Annotated in this window: 14 protein-coding genes and 1 pseudogene; 9 read left to right on the top strand and 6 right to left on the bottom strand. The window is 69.5% G+C overall.

The window, feature by feature from the left end; genetic code table 11:
* Positions 1-71: 71 nt before the first annotated feature.
* From OG406_RS00735 to OG406_RS00745, 3 genes are all read left to right on the top strand, one after another.
* Positions 72-881 (top strand): class I SAM-dependent methyltransferase, encoded by an 810-nt coding sequence (locus tag OG406_RS00735; RefSeq protein ID WP_329183212.1) that lies wholly within the window; start codon positions 72-74, stop codon positions 879-881.
* 160 nt (positions 882-1,041) lie between these two features.
* Positions 1,042-1,359, top strand: a complete 318-nt coding sequence (locus OG406_RS00740) for a hypothetical protein (RefSeq protein ID WP_329183214.1) — start codon at positions 1,042-1,044, stop codon at positions 1,357-1,359.
* 196 nt (positions 1,360-1,555) lie between these two features.
* Entirely contained in the window at positions 1,556-2,134 is a 579-nt protein-coding gene (locus tag OG406_RS00745) for a maltokinase N-terminal cap-like domain-containing protein (RefSeq protein WP_329183215.1), read from the top strand.
* 7 nt (positions 2,135-2,141) lie between these two features.
* Here OG406_RS00745 and OG406_RS00750 read toward each other — a convergent pair whose 3' ends face one another.
* The gene (locus OG406_RS00750; protein WP_329183216.1) at positions 2,142-4,274 is read right to left on the bottom strand and encodes a SpoIIE family protein phosphatase; all 2,133 of its coding nucleotides are present in this window, start codon (positions 4,272-4,274) and stop codon (positions 2,142-2,144) included.
* Positions 4,275-4,587: 313 nt separating this feature from the next.
* Here OG406_RS00750 and OG406_RS00755 point away from each other — a divergent pair, with 313 nt between their 5' ends.
* The 3 genes from OG406_RS00755 (at position 4,588) to OG406_RS00765 (ending at position 6,364) form a co-directional block, all read left to right on the top strand.
* Positions 4,588-4,992 carry a nuclear transport factor 2 family protein gene (locus OG406_RS00755; RefSeq protein ID WP_329183217.1) on the top strand — a complete coding sequence of 135 codons (405 nt, stop codon included), beginning with the start codon at positions 4,588-4,590 and terminating at the stop codon, positions 4,990-4,992.
* Between the two features lie 238 nt (positions 4,993-5,230).
* On the top strand, positions 5,231-5,809 hold the full coding sequence (locus tag OG406_RS00760) for a DUF2231 domain-containing protein (protein WP_329183218.1): 579 nt from the start codon (positions 5,231-5,233) through the stop codon (positions 5,807-5,809).
* Between the two features lie 117 nt (positions 5,810-5,926).
* Positions 5,927-6,364, top strand: coding sequence for a BON domain-containing protein (locus OG406_RS00765; protein ID WP_329183219.1), 438 nt, complete (start codon positions 5,927-5,929; stop codon positions 6,362-6,364).
* A gap of 39 nt (positions 6,365-6,403) precedes the next feature.
* Here OG406_RS00765 and OG406_RS00770 read toward each other — a convergent pair.
* Positions 6,404-6,538, bottom strand: a pseudogene (locus OG406_RS00770) (plasmid stabilization protein); the annotation flags it as partial.
* A gap of 126 nt (positions 6,539-6,664) precedes the next feature.
* A complete protein-coding gene (locus OG406_RS00775; RefSeq protein WP_329183220.1) occupies positions 6,665-7,483 on the bottom strand; it encodes a PRC and DUF2382 domain-containing protein in 819 nt (272 codons plus the stop codon).
* Between the two features lie 859 nt (positions 7,484-8,342).
* Here OG406_RS00775 and OG406_RS00780 point away from each other — a divergent pair.
* Positions 8,343-8,789 carry an ATP-binding protein gene (locus OG406_RS00780; RefSeq protein ID WP_329183221.1) on the top strand — a complete coding sequence of 149 codons (447 nt, stop codon included), beginning with the start codon at positions 8,343-8,345 and terminating at the stop codon, positions 8,787-8,789.
* Between the two features lie 104 nt (positions 8,790-8,893).
* Here OG406_RS00780 and dacB read toward each other — a convergent pair whose 3' ends face one another.
* Complete coding sequence (gene dacB, locus OG406_RS00785) at positions 8,894-10,459, bottom strand: D-alanyl-D-alanine carboxypeptidase/D-alanyl-D-alanine endopeptidase (protein ID WP_329183223.1); 1,566 nt, start codon at positions 10,457-10,459, stop codon at positions 8,894-8,896.
* 389 nt (positions 10,460-10,848) lie between these two features.
* On the opposite strand from dacB, the gene OG406_RS00790 reads away from it, so the two are divergent.
* A complete protein-coding gene (locus OG406_RS00790) occupies positions 10,849-11,190 on the top strand; it encodes an ANTAR domain-containing protein (protein ID WP_326841176.1) in 342 nt (113 codons plus the stop codon).
* Positions 11,191-11,251: 61 nt separating this feature from the next.
* Here OG406_RS00790 and OG406_RS00795 read toward each other — a convergent pair whose 3' ends face one another.
* A complete protein-coding gene (locus tag OG406_RS00795) occupies positions 11,252-13,198 on the bottom strand; it encodes an amino acid transporter (protein WP_329183226.1) in 1,947 nt (648 codons plus the stop codon).
* A 558-nt stretch (positions 13,199-13,756) separates the two neighbouring features.
* On the opposite strand from OG406_RS00795, the gene OG406_RS00800 reads away from it, so the two are divergent.
* A complete protein-coding gene (locus OG406_RS00800) occupies positions 13,757-14,497 on the top strand; it encodes an alpha/beta hydrolase (protein ID WP_329183227.1) in 741 nt (246 codons plus the stop codon).
* 189 nt (positions 14,498-14,686) lie between these two features.
* Here OG406_RS00800 and OG406_RS00805 read toward each other — a convergent pair whose 3' ends face one another.
* Complete coding sequence (locus OG406_RS00805; protein ID WP_266619637.1) at positions 14,687-15,511, bottom strand: enoyl-CoA hydratase/isomerase family protein; 825 nt, start codon at positions 15,509-15,511, stop codon at positions 14,687-14,689.
* Between the last annotated feature and the right edge of the window lie 81 nt (positions 15,512-15,592).

Raw genomic sequence — 15,592 nt, forward strand, 5'->3', positions numbered from 1 at the left:
CCGCGAATCGGTCGGTCGGATAAGGTCGCGACAAGATCGACTTTGCTCAGACCGGGAGGGATTCCGTGTCGATGACGACGTTCGACGAGAGCGAGCGGCTGAAGTGGGCCGGCCAGGGTGCCGCCTACGCCGGAGGCTTCGCCAAGCTGTGCGCCTACGCCGTACCGCACCTGCTCGATGCCGCCGAGGTCGGACCCGGCACGCGGATGCTGGATGTGGGGACGGGGCCGGGTACGGTGGCCGCCGCCGCGTGCGCAAGAGGCGCGACGGTCACTGCCGTGGACGCGGAGCCGACCATGGTCGAGCTGGCCGAGCAGTCCGCGCCGCCGGCTGACGTGCGCGTGGCCACGCTTCCCGAACTGCCCTTTTCCGAGGCGGAGTTCGACGTCGTCGTCGCCAACTTCGTACTGAACCACGTGGGTCGGCCCAAGATGGCCTTGGCGGAACTCCGTCGCGTCGTGAAACCCGGCGGCTTGATCGCGTTGACGGTTTGGGCGATGCCGCCCGCTCCCGGCCAGGCCTTGATCGGTCGTGCGATCCGGGCCGCGGGTGCTGTACGTCCGCCCGGCCTGCCTGCGGGGCTGGCACCGGAGGACGAGTTCACCCGGGACGAGAACGGCCTGGCGGAGCTGCTGGATTCGGCGGGACTCCGCGAGGCGACGTGCGAGACGCTGCGCTGGAATCACCGCGCGAGCGTCGATGAGTGGTGGAGCGGGCCCGCGAGCGGTGTCGCGTCCGCCGGTCTGATGGTGACGAGCCAGACCTCACGGGTCCGGGCCGAGATCAAGCGCCACTTCGACCTGTTCAGCGCGGAACTCGCGGATTCCGACGGCGTGTTGTCGCTGCCGCACGCGGCGTTGCTCGCTCGGGCCCGCCGCTGACCGGTCGTCCGGGCCCTGGGTCGGCCGGCTGCGTGCCGGTCACACAAGGCGATGAGCCGCCGATGACGCCACCTGTGTGATGTGCGGTCCCTGCCGCAACCGAACCGGCTCCAGGAGTGGTCTGCAACGGTAGTCCGCAACGCACAGTGAGGAGAGCATCATGGCTCATTGGAGCAACGAGGCCCTGGGTTCCTGCGCCTTCGGTGCACACGAGGCCGCGCTGCCGGTGGAGAACTGCTGGCCGGGCGCTGTCCAGCCCGGCCACGACGCCGACGTCTTCCTGCCCCCGCCCAATCCCGCGCACCGGCTCCGCTACACCCTCGACCCGCAGGACCAGCGGCGACTGGCCCTGCACGCGGCACTCACCGCGGCGGGTATCCCGCCCATGCCCGAGGACCGTGCCGCCATCGATCAGATCAGCGCCCTGCCCCCGGCCGTCAACACCGTCCTGCAACGCTGGCTGCATCACGCCCTGTAGGCGGCCCGGCCAGTCCTCCGCGATGAAGGCGCACGGCTTGCCACGGTCGGCAGGCGTTGCGTCCGGCGGGTCGGATTGGGCTCGATGACCGGTCCCAGCAGGCCACTCACACCATCTGGAGTCACGGCTGCCTCCGATAGGTTCGATGCCGGTCCCGTTGGAGGACGGGTCCCGTACCTACGCGTGAGGGAATCGCATGGCCACCATTCACCGCACCACCTTGTCGCCCACCAAGCTGGAGCTTCTCACCGGCTGGCTTCCGAAGCAGAGCTGGTATCGGGGAAGCGGGGCCTCGCCGGAACTGGTCAAGGCCGGCGGGTTCCGTCTGGACGATCCGGACGGCGCGGTCGGGATCGAGTTCATGGTCGTGGTGGATGCCGCACCGCAGGACCCGGTGGCGTACCTGGTGCCGCTGAGCTACCGCGGTGAGCCCTTGGAGGGCGCTCCCGGAGAGGCACTGATCGGCACCTCCGAGCATGGGGTGCTCGGTACCCGGTGGGTCTACGACGGTGTCCACGACCCGGTGGTGACAGCGCAGTTGCGTGCGCTGCTGCGCGGCAAGGCGGTGCCGCAGCAACAGAGTGAGAGCGACACCCCCGACCCGACCGTCACCGTGTACGCGTCCGGCGCCGGCGACGAACTGGACGTCCACGTCAACCGTGTCCTGCAGCCGATGCGGGCTGCGCAGACGCCGCCCAGGGGCGCTGTCGCCGGGTGGACCTGGTCGGACGGAACGTCGGCGCGAGGCGTTTTCGTGGACGTGGCGTCGTCATGAACGTCGGTCAGAGGACGGGGGGTTGGCCGGTGCGCAGCAGGAGCATGGCGATGTCGTCGGTGTAGTGGGCGTGGGGCCGGGCGTGGTGGAGGAGCATGTCGATGAGCCGGTCGAGGCTGTGCCCGCTGTGTCGGCCGAGGTGGCGGGCGAGGCCCTGGGCGGTCTGGTCGGCGTCGATGCCGGGAACTTCGATGAGGCCGTCGGTGTAGAGGGCGAGAGTGGTGCCCGGTGGGAGCGGTTGGGAGGTGAGGGGGTAGGCGAGGTCGGGGTCGATGCCGAGCAGGGGGCCGGGGTCGAGTTCCATCACGCAGGGTGAGGTAGCTGGATGATGGAGGAGCGGTGGTGGGTGGCCCGCGCTGGCCAGGACGGCTTCTTGGCGTGCGAGGTCGATGTGCACGTACAGGCAGGAGACGAGCAGTTCGGTCTCCAGGTCGGCCAGGACCCGGTTCGTGCGGGCCAGTACTTGGTCGGGTGGGGCGCCTGCGGCCGCGTGGATCGCGGTGCGGACCTGGCCCATGAGGGCGGCAGCTGACACGTTGTGGCCTTGGACGTCGCCGATGACGGCTGCGGCCGTGGTGGCGTCGATGCGGATGACGTCGTAGAAGTCTCCCCCGATGTCCATGCCGCGGCTGGCGGGCAGGTAACGCGCGGCGCTCTCGAGGCCCGGCAGGCTCGGCAGGCTGCGCGGCAGAAGGGCTTGCTGGAGGGTGCCGGCGAGGTCGCGGGTCGCGTCGTAGAGCCTGGCACGGTCCAGGGCTTGGGCGATCAGTCCGGCCAGAGATGTCAGCACGGCGCGCTCGTCCGCGCCGAAGTCGTGAGGGCTGTCGTAGGAGAGGATGCAGCACCCCACGGGTTGGCCGGAGACGACCAGCGGCAGAAAGGCCCATGCCTGCTTGCCGCTGATCCTTGGCGCCCGGGGATAGCGGCGGGCCATCTCAGGGGGGCTGGCGAAGAAAGAGGGAATCCCGTCCGCGAGGACCTGCCCGGCAGGGGTGAGATCGGTGTCGAGCGGCAGGCCGTCGAGTCCTTCGATCGTATGCCGGTCGTAGCCGTGGTGTCCTGTGATCTTCAGCCGGCCGGCGTCGTTGGCCGAGAGCACCAGGCCGTCCGCGCCGAAGGCTGGCAGGACTTGGTCGGCGATCAGTTCGACGACGTCCCGCACGGCGACCGTCTCGGTGAGCGCGGCTGCCAGATGTACCAGTTGGTACAGGCGTCCGACCTGCGGAGGGCTCGGTGTGGCGGCGCCGACGGATCGTGATGGCGCGGGTGTCGGGATCTGGTCCTGCTCGGGTGCCGTGGCGGGCGTGATGCGGACACTGATGCCGCTGGCGTCCGGGTAGAGCTGGAATCGCAGCCAGGTGTCGGGGGGTCGTAGAGCCGTGAAGGTGACGGGATCTCGGCTGATGACGGCGGTGCGGTAGTGGTCTTCGATGTGGGTTTTGTCCAGCCAGGGCAGGGATTGCCAGGGGCGGGTGCCGAGCAGCCGTCCGGCATCGACGCCGAGCAGCGACTCCGTCGCGGCGGCCAGGAAGGTGATCCGCCCCTGAAGGTCCAGGCCCAGTGCTGTTTCGGGCAAACGCTCGATGTAGTCCGCAGCCGCCTGCGGAGACTGGCTCCCCTGCGGGCGGACGACCGCGCCGACAGGAACGATACGAGGATGCTCCGGCACGGCGGTCGGTACGGGGGCCTCATCCAGGAGGCGGGCGATGCGCCGTCCCGCGGAAGCGATATTGCCGCGTTCGCGTGCGGTGGCGCCGGGAGGGTGGCTGGCGGGCCACAGCAGCATGAGAGCGCCCCGGCATCGGCCGCTGTCCCGCAGCGGGGTCGCGGCGAGCGCGAACCGGTAGGGCAGGCTCGCGGCCGCGCGGGGATAGGCGCGGGCCATGTGGTCCTGCGATCCCACCCAGACCAGCCGGTCCTCGCGGATGGCGTCACCGACCGGTACGGGCGCGTTCAGGGGCACGCGCCGCCACGGCCAGGCCACATCCGCGGGGATGCCGCAGATCACGACGAGGCTCAGGATCGCTTCTGTCTCGTCGAGCAGGTAGATACCACCCGCGGAGGCACCGGTGCGGCGCACCGTGTCCGCCAGGGCATCATCCAGCGTCCAGAAGCCGGGCTGCTGAGTGCGGCCAGACACCACACGCCCCCATCCAGTGGGGCAGACAGTGCGGGAGGAGCGTCACGCGCTGCACGTACCGCCCACCCGTCTCTTATTGCGACAATACGCCCATACGTTACGCGATTGAGGAGTCGCGGGCAGCCGAAGGGGGGCGCCTGAGAACGCCGGCAACCTCACCCACCCGCCGCCTTCCGGCAGGGGGAACTCAGGAGTGCACGCCGGGCGCATGACGATCTCTCCCACGTCGTTCCGAGCAGCATGGGAGCGGCGCCGCAGCCGATTTCTTGGCTCCGACCCCGCGCCGCGCACCGGACCGTTAACGTCGCTACGCATGACAGCAGAATCACCGGCACAGACCGTGCAACGCCTGTTCCCGCTGCTCGCCGAGGGAAAGAACGCGGAGGCGTCGGCTCTCTTCGCTGACGTCGTGTCCTTCTCCGTCCCGCACCCGCCAGGCATCCCGTGGGTGCCTGAGGTCGACTCCGCGGAGGGCATGAGAACGTTCTTCGACCTGCTGCAGACCCATGTACAGGCCAAGGAGTTCGAGCTCCGTCAGGTCATCGCCGCCGACGACGATGTCGTTCTCATCGGGCGCATGGTCTCCGAGGTCAAGAAGACGGGCCGCGAGATCGCCACCGCCTTCGCCCTGCACACCACGGTCCGGGATGGGCGAATCACCCGCTACCACCTGTACGAGGACACCTACGCCGTCGCTCAGGCCTACTTCGGCGACTGATCACACCGCGTGTCCGATCACTGCCCGAACGCCATCAGCCGGGGCCGGTCGACCGCCGACTGGGTACTCAGCAAGGGCACAGAAGCGCTCGGCCGGGCTCGCCACGGCCGGGCGAGAGGGTGAGTCGGCCAACCTCGATGCGAACTCCGGGTCCAGGCACCCACACAGAACCTGAGTCCATCCGGGTGCAGGCCGGGCAACCGTGAAACGACGGCGCAATGCCGGGTACCCCTTGTGCATGAGCACTCATGCCGACGCTTCCACATCCAGTACGGCGCATCGAGCCCTCGATACCGCATCGTCCGGGTGGCTGACCGCCCTGGACCGTATCGAACGGTCAGAAGTTGCCGATCCGGTGATCAACATGCTTCAACAGGGGATCCGTTCGCTGCCCTTGGGAAGCGCACGGGATCTGCTGCGCGGCAGGCAGCTGGGTCATCCCGTGCATCCCGTACTGGTGCACGTGCCCATCGGTTGCTGGTTGTCCGCAGCCGTCCTGGACGTCGTGCCGTCGGGCAGGCAGTCACCTGCGATCCTCACGGCGGTGGGCCTGGCCGGCGTCGCCCCGGCGGCGGTCGCGGGCTGGGTCGACTGGGCGGACCTGCCGCCCCGCCAGTCCCGGGTCGGCCTGCTGCACGCGATCTCGAACGTGGCTGCCGTCGGCTTCTACACCGCGTCCTTGTCCGCAAGGCTCCGCGGTCGCTCGGCGAAGGGCAGGCTGTGGGCGCTCGGCGGGCTGACGGCCGTCGCGGTGAGCGGCGCGCTGGGCGGCCACGTCGCCTACCGCAAGGACGCCGAAGCCCGGCCCGCGCCATAGCGTCCGGCACACATCAGGGTCGGCCAACGCGTTGGGCACGGCAACCGGCGAAGACGGCGTGAGACCGCCAACTGACAGAGGAAGCTGGTCAGGTGTCCGCACAGAAAGGAAGAACGGATGACGAAGTACGCGTTCACACAAGAGGCGGGCCACCGGCTTGACGTTCCGCTGGCGAGCGAGCCCGACGAGGCGGCAGCCCAGCTCAAAACCCGACTCGAGGATCTGGAGCTGACGCACGACCACTTCCGTGTACAGGTCGAGGGATCCAGGGTGATTGTCGCCGGAGACGGCGCCGTCCAGGAACAGAAGGAGAGGATCCTGCTCGCGCTGGGCAACGTCGCCGGTGTCGCTGAGGTCGACGACCGGGTGTCGGTCGGGCAGGAAGACATCCCGCCACGCTTCATCACCGTCCGCGAGGGCGAGACACTCCGCGACGTCGCCGATCGCGCCTACAACAGCCCCGACGCCGTCGGGCGCCTCCTGGCCGCCAATCGCCCCACGCTGAAGGGCGAAGACGGACTACATCCTGGACTGGTCCTTCGCGCCCCGGCGTAGTAGTGAGGGTGCGTTCACACCTGCACGGCGGGCGCTGCGGGAACGCTCGCCGTCGCGCCGGGATGCGGACTTCAGGTCCTTCATGGAGGCCCTGCTCGCCCCCTTCGACTCGCCCGAGCGCGCGCGTTCCTTGTTCACCGTGCGGGCGGCGATCGCCTTGGCCCGGCCGTCTGTCACATCGACTTCAGGGACCGGTGCAGCAGGCATTGTTGAGTGGGCCAGGCGCACGCAGCTGCTGCGCAATGCACGAGGCATTGCGCAGCAGCGAGCGCGGATGCGTGACCCTGAGGGGCCCCGGCCTCAGCTCCGGCGGTCCTCCGCGTCGTACTCCGCTTCTATGCGTTCCTTGCGCACCGTGCCGGTGACGGTCTCTTCCTCGGTGACCTCGTCGGTCTCCAGCCGTACGCGCTCGACCGGTTCGACCCTGGTCTCCACGACGGGACGCTCGGCGTGCAGGGTGACCTCGCGCTCCGCCTCCGTGATCTCCGGGCCGGACAGGGCGTCGTCGAGGTCCACGTCCGTGATGGGCTCACGCACCACGCGTACCTCTTCGTGGCGCACCGGGACGGTCTGTTGCTGTTCCTCGGTGACGACGTACTTCCGCAGCCGGGCTCTGCCGGTGACCTGACGCTCGGTGCCGACGTGCATCTCTTCTTCGGAGCGCGTCATGGCGTCGTCGCCGGATCGCTCGGCGTCCATCGCTCCGGCCGCTCCCCCGGCGACGGCGGTGTGACCTGCCGCCTCGGGCCCGGTGGCGGCCCAGCCCGCCTGGGGGTCGTTGGCCTGCTGCCAGGCCTCGTCCCACTGGATGCCGTAGTGCTCGTACAGGCGGTGCTCCTCGTCCTCGGAGAGGTGGCCACCGCCGTCGACGTCGACGTTCGGTGCATTCTTGATGCGATCCTTCGCGACGGACACTTCGAGATGGTCTTCGACCATGTGCGCGTCACGGATGGGGACGAACGATTCGTTGGTGCCGAACAGGCCCGTCTTGACGGTGACCCACTCGGGGCGTCCGGTGGCGTCGTCATAGAAGACGTTCTTGGCGTCGCCGACCTTGCTGCCGTCCGCGTCGTAGACCGGGTGATCCAGCACCGCGGGGATCTGCTCTCGGGTGATCATCGTTACCCTCCTGCTCCTGGGTGGAGTCGCATGCGGGTTCTCGAACCGAGTAACCCGACATTCACCGTAATAACCCACAATCTTTCTCATTCGTGCAAAATCCGGCAAAGACCAGCTCAGACCTCTTCGCAGCCGTTCACCGCCGCGAGGAGGGTCAGCGCACGCATCCCACCTGGCGCCTTTGGTGCATACGTGGGGACGCCATCGGGAGCGGATGCCGCGCGCCCCAGAGGGATCCACGCGGCGCGCACGGTTGCGTCAGCCTCCATGCAGGACATCAACCTGCCTGTCCGATGGGGAGGTTGGACCCTTACGAGAGTCTGACGCGACGCCCGACAGACTCCGCCGTCACCGCGGCTGCGGCCATTCTGTTCACGCGTACCGTCGAAGGCAGGGAACCGCGGGCCGGGCTGCCTGCCTCCGCCGGTACCGCCTGAAGGGCATCGTCGCGGTGTAAGAAAGCGGCCGCCGCGGCGAGGCGCGTCCCGGACATGCACACCGCGTGTCCGGGACGCGGCGTCCACCTGTGTTCGCCGCTGTCACATTGTGTGGCCTTCGCCGCCCCCGCCCGGAGAGCAGCCTGTCCCCGTCCGAGAACCGCCGCCCGGACCTCGTCCACCTGGTGAAGGGCTCCAGCTCAGGCATCACCACGACCGGCTCGCAGTCGTACTCCGTGACCTCACTGAAGCTGTCGTACACGCGCCTGGGCGGCCCCTCCGGGCGCTGAGTCCACCGGCCTTTCAAGGTCGACAGTCCTGCCGGCGACGGGCCCGGGTGGCCTCCTGCCGGGCTAAGACCACGGACTGAGGTGTCGGGGTGTCCAGCGGGGTACCCGGAGGGCGACACGAAGGGGCACACGATGTATCGATCACCCGAGGAGACCGGTGGCGCCTGGGCGCGGCCGTCGGTGATGGAGGCCTCGCTCGCGCTGGACGGTGACGGCGCACGCATCGCACAGGGACGCCACCTCGCGGCGGTCTTCCTGGCCGGGGTGCGCGACATGCGCGGTGTTCCGGTCGTGACGGCCACGGTGGAGATCGTCCAGCTCATCGTGAGCGAACTGGTCACCAACGCCCGCAAATACGCCCCTGGGCCTGCCCTGCTGAACTTGCGGATCGCCGACAGCGTCCTCCAGGTCGAGCTTTGCGACACCAACCCATCTGTGCCGTCCGCCGAGGAACCGGACCCGGCCCGTATCGGTCGGCACGGTCTGGAGATCGTGAGCGCTCTCGCCCAGTCCGTCACCGTCGAAGCGACCTCGACCGGCAAGAGCATCACCGCCGTCGTCTCTCTCGGCGAGATCTAGCCACGGAGTCGCCGCGGAAGGGTGCCCACCCCGGCAGGACGCAGGGGGTGGTTCGAAGAAGGGCCCCGGCCGCGGATGCGGTCGGGGCCCTTGATCTGGAGCGATCAGCGGGAGTGACCGGCGGCCTGCTCCTGCAGCAGACCCGCGATGCGGGCCAGGTCGTCGCCGATGTCGAGGACGCCCTGGATGTCGGGCGTCGATGCCCCGTTCACCGCGAGGTAGAAGGTGTGCAGGCGTCCGTGGCCGGCGTCGAGGTATCCGCCGATGGTCTCCGCCCCCACTCCCAGCCGATCGTTGAGGGCGTCAAGATCGGTGACCGTGCCGGTTTTCGCCCACACCTTGCCCTTGCCGGGGCAGGTGGGCTGCCCGTCGCAGACGAAGGCCAGCAGGCCGTCGACTCCGAGAATGGGCTGGGCCTCACGGAAACGGTCCGCGTCCGGAGTCCCCTGCCAGTAGTGCAGCAGCTCGTTCTCCGCCCTGGGCGTCACCCGGTCGACGGGATTGCCGCCCCGCCCGTCCAGGAGCTGCACCTGTGTCGGGTCGACCCCCGCCTTGCGCAGGAAGCGGTTCAGGACGGGGAAGCCGTCGATGCACTGGTGGCTTCCCGCTGTGACGGCCATCAGACAGATCGCGAGGTTCGCGCCGAGGTTGTGGCTGACCTTGAAGATGAGCTTCGCGTACTGGGCGTAGACCGGCGAGACGTACGCGGCGACGCGTTGCGTACCCGCGTAGGACCCCGGGACGAGGGAGGCCGGGTTGGGACCTGTCGACCGAGCGGTCACCTTGACGCCGGCCCGGGCCAACGCCTCGATCAGGGCGGTGCGCCCGAAGGCCGCCGGGTCCTGGATGTCGGAGATGCGCAGCGCCGGCTGCGCGTCGGCGGCGATGGTGCCCGACAGCTTGATCCGTGTGCCGTCGGGGGAGGCGGTCACCTGGATGTCCGTGGTTCCGCCCGCGGCGACGGTGCGGACGGTGGAGGTCACCTGGTAGGGCGCGACCTGCGGACGCCAGCTGAGCTGAGCGGGTCGGCCCGGACGGGTCGGGGTGGTCAGCAGGTCGATGACGTTGTCGTTGATGATCAACGGCGTCGGCGTCGGATCGAGTGCCGCGTAGGAGGTGAACAGCCGGGTGTCGACGGCCAGGTTGCCGCGTACTTCGGTGATGCCGGAGCGGCGCACCTGACGGGCGATCCGATCGAGCCCGGCGAGGGGGTTCTCGGGGGTGAGGGTCGCGCCGGGTACGTCGTTGGCGTAGGTGTGGTCGATCGTCGTGTACGACACCGAGCCGTCGGGCGCGGTCCGGCCGCCCATGGTCAGATCGCCCTTCCCGACCAGTACGAGGTTGCCGTGCTGCACCGAGCCGTCGCGGTGGCCGGTGGCCTGGACGGGGGTGGTGAACCGGTGGTCGCCGCCCAGGGCGTCCCAGGCACCGGAGACGCTGACCAGTTTGGCCGTCGACCCGGGGATGAAGAACTGGTCCGGGTACTGCGAGTGGATGACACGGCCGGTTGTGTTGTCCACCTCCAGCAGCCCCCATTGGGCGTGCTTGTAGGCGGACTTGTTCATGATGGCGGTGATGTCGGGGCTGAGGTTGTCGCCGCGCGGGCCGATCGGTGCCGCGGCGCCCATGGTCAGGGCACCGGTGACCACGGCCGCGACAGCGCTGACCAACCCGCGCCGAACACTGCGGGCCGACCTGCCGGTTCGAGCCGAGGGGGCCCGCTGATCCTGCTGCTGTTTGAGGAGCACGGGCGCACATATACCGCCTGTGCCTTCCGTTCCCTCCCGCGCCGTCCCGCGCCTTCACTCGGCCGGCGGCGTTCCCGGCCGCTTCCGGCCCAGTCGAGCGCACCCGCCCGGAATTCGCCTCGCGATCAACGGACCCCGAGCCGTACCCCTGCCCCGTCGCCGTCGCCCCGCGGCTGAAGAGGCAGCGCCGGCATCTCCAGTAGACGGCCGGAAGCTTTTCCGTACGAGGTGCATCCGACGTGTCCGGGGCACGGAACTGTGGATGAGGCAGTCGCACCGAGCGAGTGGCTCACGGTTCCGTGGAGGCGTACGTGAAGGACCGAGTTGCGGAACGGGTGCGGGACGCGGCGCCCGAGGGGGCGCGTGCCCGCGTGGAGGTGCTGCAGGGCGAGAACGCGCAGCTTCAGCACGCCGTGCGCTCGCACGCCGTGGTCGACCAGGCGATCGGGGTTCTTCTCGCCGTCGGGCGGCTGACGCCCGACGAGGGATGGAACGTGCTGCGGGAAGTGTCCCAGCGGAAGAACATCAAGCTCCACCACCTCGCCGAGCTGATCATCGGCTGGGCCCGGACCAGAAGCCTCTGCGACGAGGTCCGGGCCGAACTCGACCGGCAGTTGGCGCTGCACGGCCGTCCGCTGGACACCGACGCCTGAGCGGTCGCTGCCACGGATCACGGGGCGCTCGCCCGCTCCCCGCAAGCCGTGGGATCCAGGGTCAGCCGCCGACGTGGATGCCGGGACGGCGCTCGGGGTCCGGCTCGTTGCTGCGGATGATCTCGCGGGTGACGGGGGCGGTGTCTCCGCGGCCCAGGAGGAAGTAGCGGAACATGTGCCGCAGGGGACTTCCCTCGGCCCACGCGAAGTAGCAGTGCGGCTGCACGCCCGTGGCGTTGCGCAGGGCGAGCAGGATCGCGGCGATGGCGTTCGGAGCGGCCGGGGCCTCGGCGCGCAGGATGCGGTAGCCCTCGACATCGGCGCCATGGACGGAGAGGGTCTCGCTGAAGTCGGACGGATCGACGACGTCGATCTCCAGGAACAGCACGTCGGCGGGTCCGGGCACCGGGTTGTTGCCGCGCTGTTCGCGCTCCTTGTGGGCGTATTCGGCGCCGTCGCCGGTCTCGCGTCGGTTGGCGATGATGTTGATGGCGTTGTCGTGGGCGAGGGTGTCGGTGATGAACTGACGTGCCGTGGTGTCGAACACGATCCGGTCGACGCGCAGTTCGGTCGTACGAGAGACCCGCGAGATCAGCGACACGGCGACGATGCCGGCGATGAACATGCCGGAGATGGCGATGCCGTCGGGCTTGTCGACGATGTTGGCGACCAGTGCGTAGAGGAGGACGGCGGTGAGCAGCGCGAATCCCGCTCCGGCCACACGCCGGTGGCTGCGGACGACGGACACCGTGACGGCGAACGCTCCGGAGACCATCATGGCGAGGATGCCGGTGGCGTAGGCGCCGGCCTGGGCGTTGACGTCGGCGCCGAACGCGATGGTGATGACGATGCAGAGTCCGGTGTAGACGATCACGACGGGGCGTACCGCGCGTCCCCATTCGGGGGCCATGCCGTAGTCGGGCAGGTAGCGGGGCACGATGTTGATCAGCCCGGCCATCGCCGACGCGCCCGCGAACCAGAGGATCAGGATGGTGCTGATGTCGTAGGCGGTGCCGAACACCTCGCCGAGCTTCTCGTGCGCCAGCCAGGCCAGCGCGCGGCCGTTCGCCTGTCCCCCGGGCTCGAACTCCTTGTGCGGGATGAGGACGGTCGTCACGAAGCTCGCGGCCAGCAGGTAGACGCTCATGACGAGCGCGGCGGTGGTGAGGAGCCGTCGGGTGTTGCGGATCCGCGACTGCTTCTGCTCTTCGGGGTCGCTGCCCTTGGCGGCGATGAGGGGCATCATGCTCACGCCGGTCTCGAAACCGGAAAGTCCCAGCACCAGCAGGGGAAAGGCCAACAGCGCGGGTTCGGCCAGGCTGCCGAATCCGCCTCCGCCGTCGCCGAGGGCGTCCGTCCAGGCCGAGAGGGCGCCGGACGTGGTGAAGACGTCGACGAGGCCGACGACGATGACGGCCGCGTTGAGTGCGAGGAAGGCGACGACCAGAGGGATGGCCACCTTCACGGCTTCGCTGAATCCGAGCAGGAACACCCCTCCGAGCACGACGAGCAGCGCCACGGTGAGGGCGACCTCGTGACCGTGCAGGGCGTGGGGGAAGTAGGAGTTCTCCACCACATGCACGGACGCGTCCGCGGTGGACAGCGTGATCGTGATGATCCAGGAGGTCGCGACGAAGCCGAGGAGGACCAGGACGAACAGCTTGCCCCACCAGAACGGCAGCAGGTCCTCCAGCATGGCCACCGAACCGGCCCCGTCGGAGCTCTCGCGGGTGACCCGGCGATACATCGGCAGCATGCCCACCAGGGTCAGGGCCACGATCACCATCGTCGCGAGCGGCGAGACCGCTCCGGCCGCGAGTGCGGCGATCGCCGGGACGTACGCCAGGCTGGAGAAGTAGTCGACGCCCGTGAGGCACATGACCTTCCACCAGGCGTGCTGCTCCGCGTGGCCCTCGCTCGCGGCCGGGCCGGCGGGCTGCACCCGGTGGTGCAGCAGCCATCGCGCGAGACTCCCGGTCGGCTGGGTCCGCTGAGCGGGACTCTCCATCTCTGCCGGTATGACCGGTTCGTTCGCGACCTTCATGTCCCCCACTAGCCCTTTCCGTTCCGGCTCTCCGTGCATCACCCGCGCCCGTCGGCGGACGGCGTGAGCAGGCGAGCCCTGATTATGCGGCGTGACGGAGACGCCGCGATCATCGGGACGGCCTTCGGCGCCCCGACGTCGTCGCCCTCCTTCCCCGTGCTCCCGCTCCGTACTCGACCGGTCCGTCCTAGACCGGCAGGAGTGAAAGCGGCACGGAGGCCGGGGGGGTTGGCCCCGACCGAGAGCATGGTCGGGCCGGAGTGGGCGCCCGGCCGCGCGAGGACGGGAAGTCCGAGGGGTGCTGCGGACTGTCTCCCTCGAATCCGGCCACGGAGTCTCCCGGGAAACCCGGTTGGCCGGCCGCAGCGGCAGCTGCTAGGTTTCCGGAGGCCGTGCGAGAGATCGAGGAGGTGGTACCCGTGAACGCAGTATCGACATGGGTGCTCCTCTCCGGGGTCATGGTCGGGCGATAGACAGGTCGTCCGGGAGCGCCGTTCCAGTGCACTCCCGAAAGGCACGACCATGCGTTTCACTTCCGAGCAGCGCCTCGACGACGGCGTCCTCGAACGCGAATTCACCCTTGGCGACATCCCCGGCGTCCTGTGGACGCCCGCTGCGGCGTCAGCGTCCGAACCGGTGCCGCTGATCCTCCTCGGCCATCCTCCCCTCGGGCTGCGCAGGATGTACCCGCGGTTGGTGGGCCGGGCCCTTCACGCCGCGGCGGACGGTTTCGCCGCGGCCACCATCGAGCTTCCCGGCAGCGGCGACAGGCCCCGTTGGCCCGCCGTCGATCAGGCCCGCGCAGACCTGCGACGGGCGATGGAGGCCGGTGAGCCGGTCGGCGACGAGATCGTCGACGCCCTCGTCCTCCCACTGGTCGACAAGGCGGTCCCGGAATGGCAGGCCGCCCTGGCCGCACTCCTCTCGCTGCCCGAGGTCGGCGGTCCGGTCGGATACTCGGGGGGAGTGATCTCCATCGCCGTCCGGCTGGCGGTGGTCGAGCCGCGGATCTCGGCCGCTGTTCTGTTCGCCGGGAGTCTCGTACCTCGTGCCATGTTCGGGGAGGCCCGACGGGTCACCGTTCCCCTGCACGTCCTGCTGCAGTGGGACGACGAGGGGAACGACCGGCAGGCGGCCCTGGACCTGTTCGACGCCTTCGGTTCCAAGGACAAGTCCCTGCACGCCCATCTCGGTGGGCACACCGGCGTCCCGCAGTTCGCGGGGGACGCCGCGGCCCAGTTCTTCACCCGGCATCTGCGGTGAGGGCGGGCGGTCGCACCGGCAGCAGTCGGTAGGCGACATGGGCCGGCCCACCGCTCGTCGAAGCGGGAACCCGGCTCCGTAGCCCCTGCACCGCGGGCCCCTGCCGAACTCTCGGCAGGGGCCCGTCCCGCTGGACGGCACGAACCGCGGCAGGGTACGCGGCCGCACCCCGTCCGGCCTCCCAAGCCGTTACGTCGACTCGGCGATCTGTCGACCCAGGTCCAGTTCGACGCCGTCCGGACGCTGAAGCCCGAGATCGAACAGCCGGCGCACCCGGTCGGCGTTCTCGGGGCGGCCCGAAGTCCGGAAGAAGGCCGCGAGGCTGGCGGCGGACTCCTCGTCGGGGATCGGCACAGAGGCATCGACGAGCGCCTTGATCCCAGCCACCGCCACCTTGTCGAAGCCGGCGACACGGCGGGCGAACGTGTCGACGAAGCCCTCCAGTTCACCGGCCGGCAGGACCCGGTTGACGTAGCCGTACGCCGCCGCCAGGTCGGCGGGGAAGTCGTCGCCGCCCAGAAGGATCTCCATGGCCCGGCCACGACCCACGAGCCGGGCCAGCCGTCCCATCGGGTTGCCGCCGGGTACGGACCCCAGCCCCACCTCGAACTGTCCCAGTACGGCCTGCGGGCCGGCGAAGCGCATGTCGGTGGCCAGCACGAACTCGCTGCCCGCGCCTCGGGCCCGCCCGTTGATCGCGGCGATCGTCACGGCGGGTACCCGGCTGAGGCGAGCCAGGTTGTCCGCGTAGGGGTGCAGTCCTGTCGGACCGGGTTGCATGCCGGCCACTCGGGCCTGGTCCGACAGCATGTCCCAGTGGGCCATGAAGAAGTCGGGATGGGCGCTTCGGAAGACCACCACCGTGAGTTCGGTGGCCTGCTCGATGCGGGTCAACAGATCCGCGAGCTGTTCGACGCTGTCGGCGTCGTAGAGATTGAGGTCGCCGTTGGCGAACGTCACCTGCCAATAGGAGGCCGACACCTCGGTCACCTGGAACTGCGAGTCGTCACGCATGGCAGAACCGTACGAGGAGCAGCGCGGTCTCCCCCGTCTCCTCAGCGCGGTCCGCGTGGAGTTCGCTCCGATAGGGGACAG

Source organism: Streptomyces sp. NBC_01428 (assembly GCF_036231965.1).
In the GTDB taxonomy this organism is placed as follows: Bacteria; Actinomycetota; Actinomycetes; order Streptomycetales; family Streptomycetaceae; genus Streptomyces.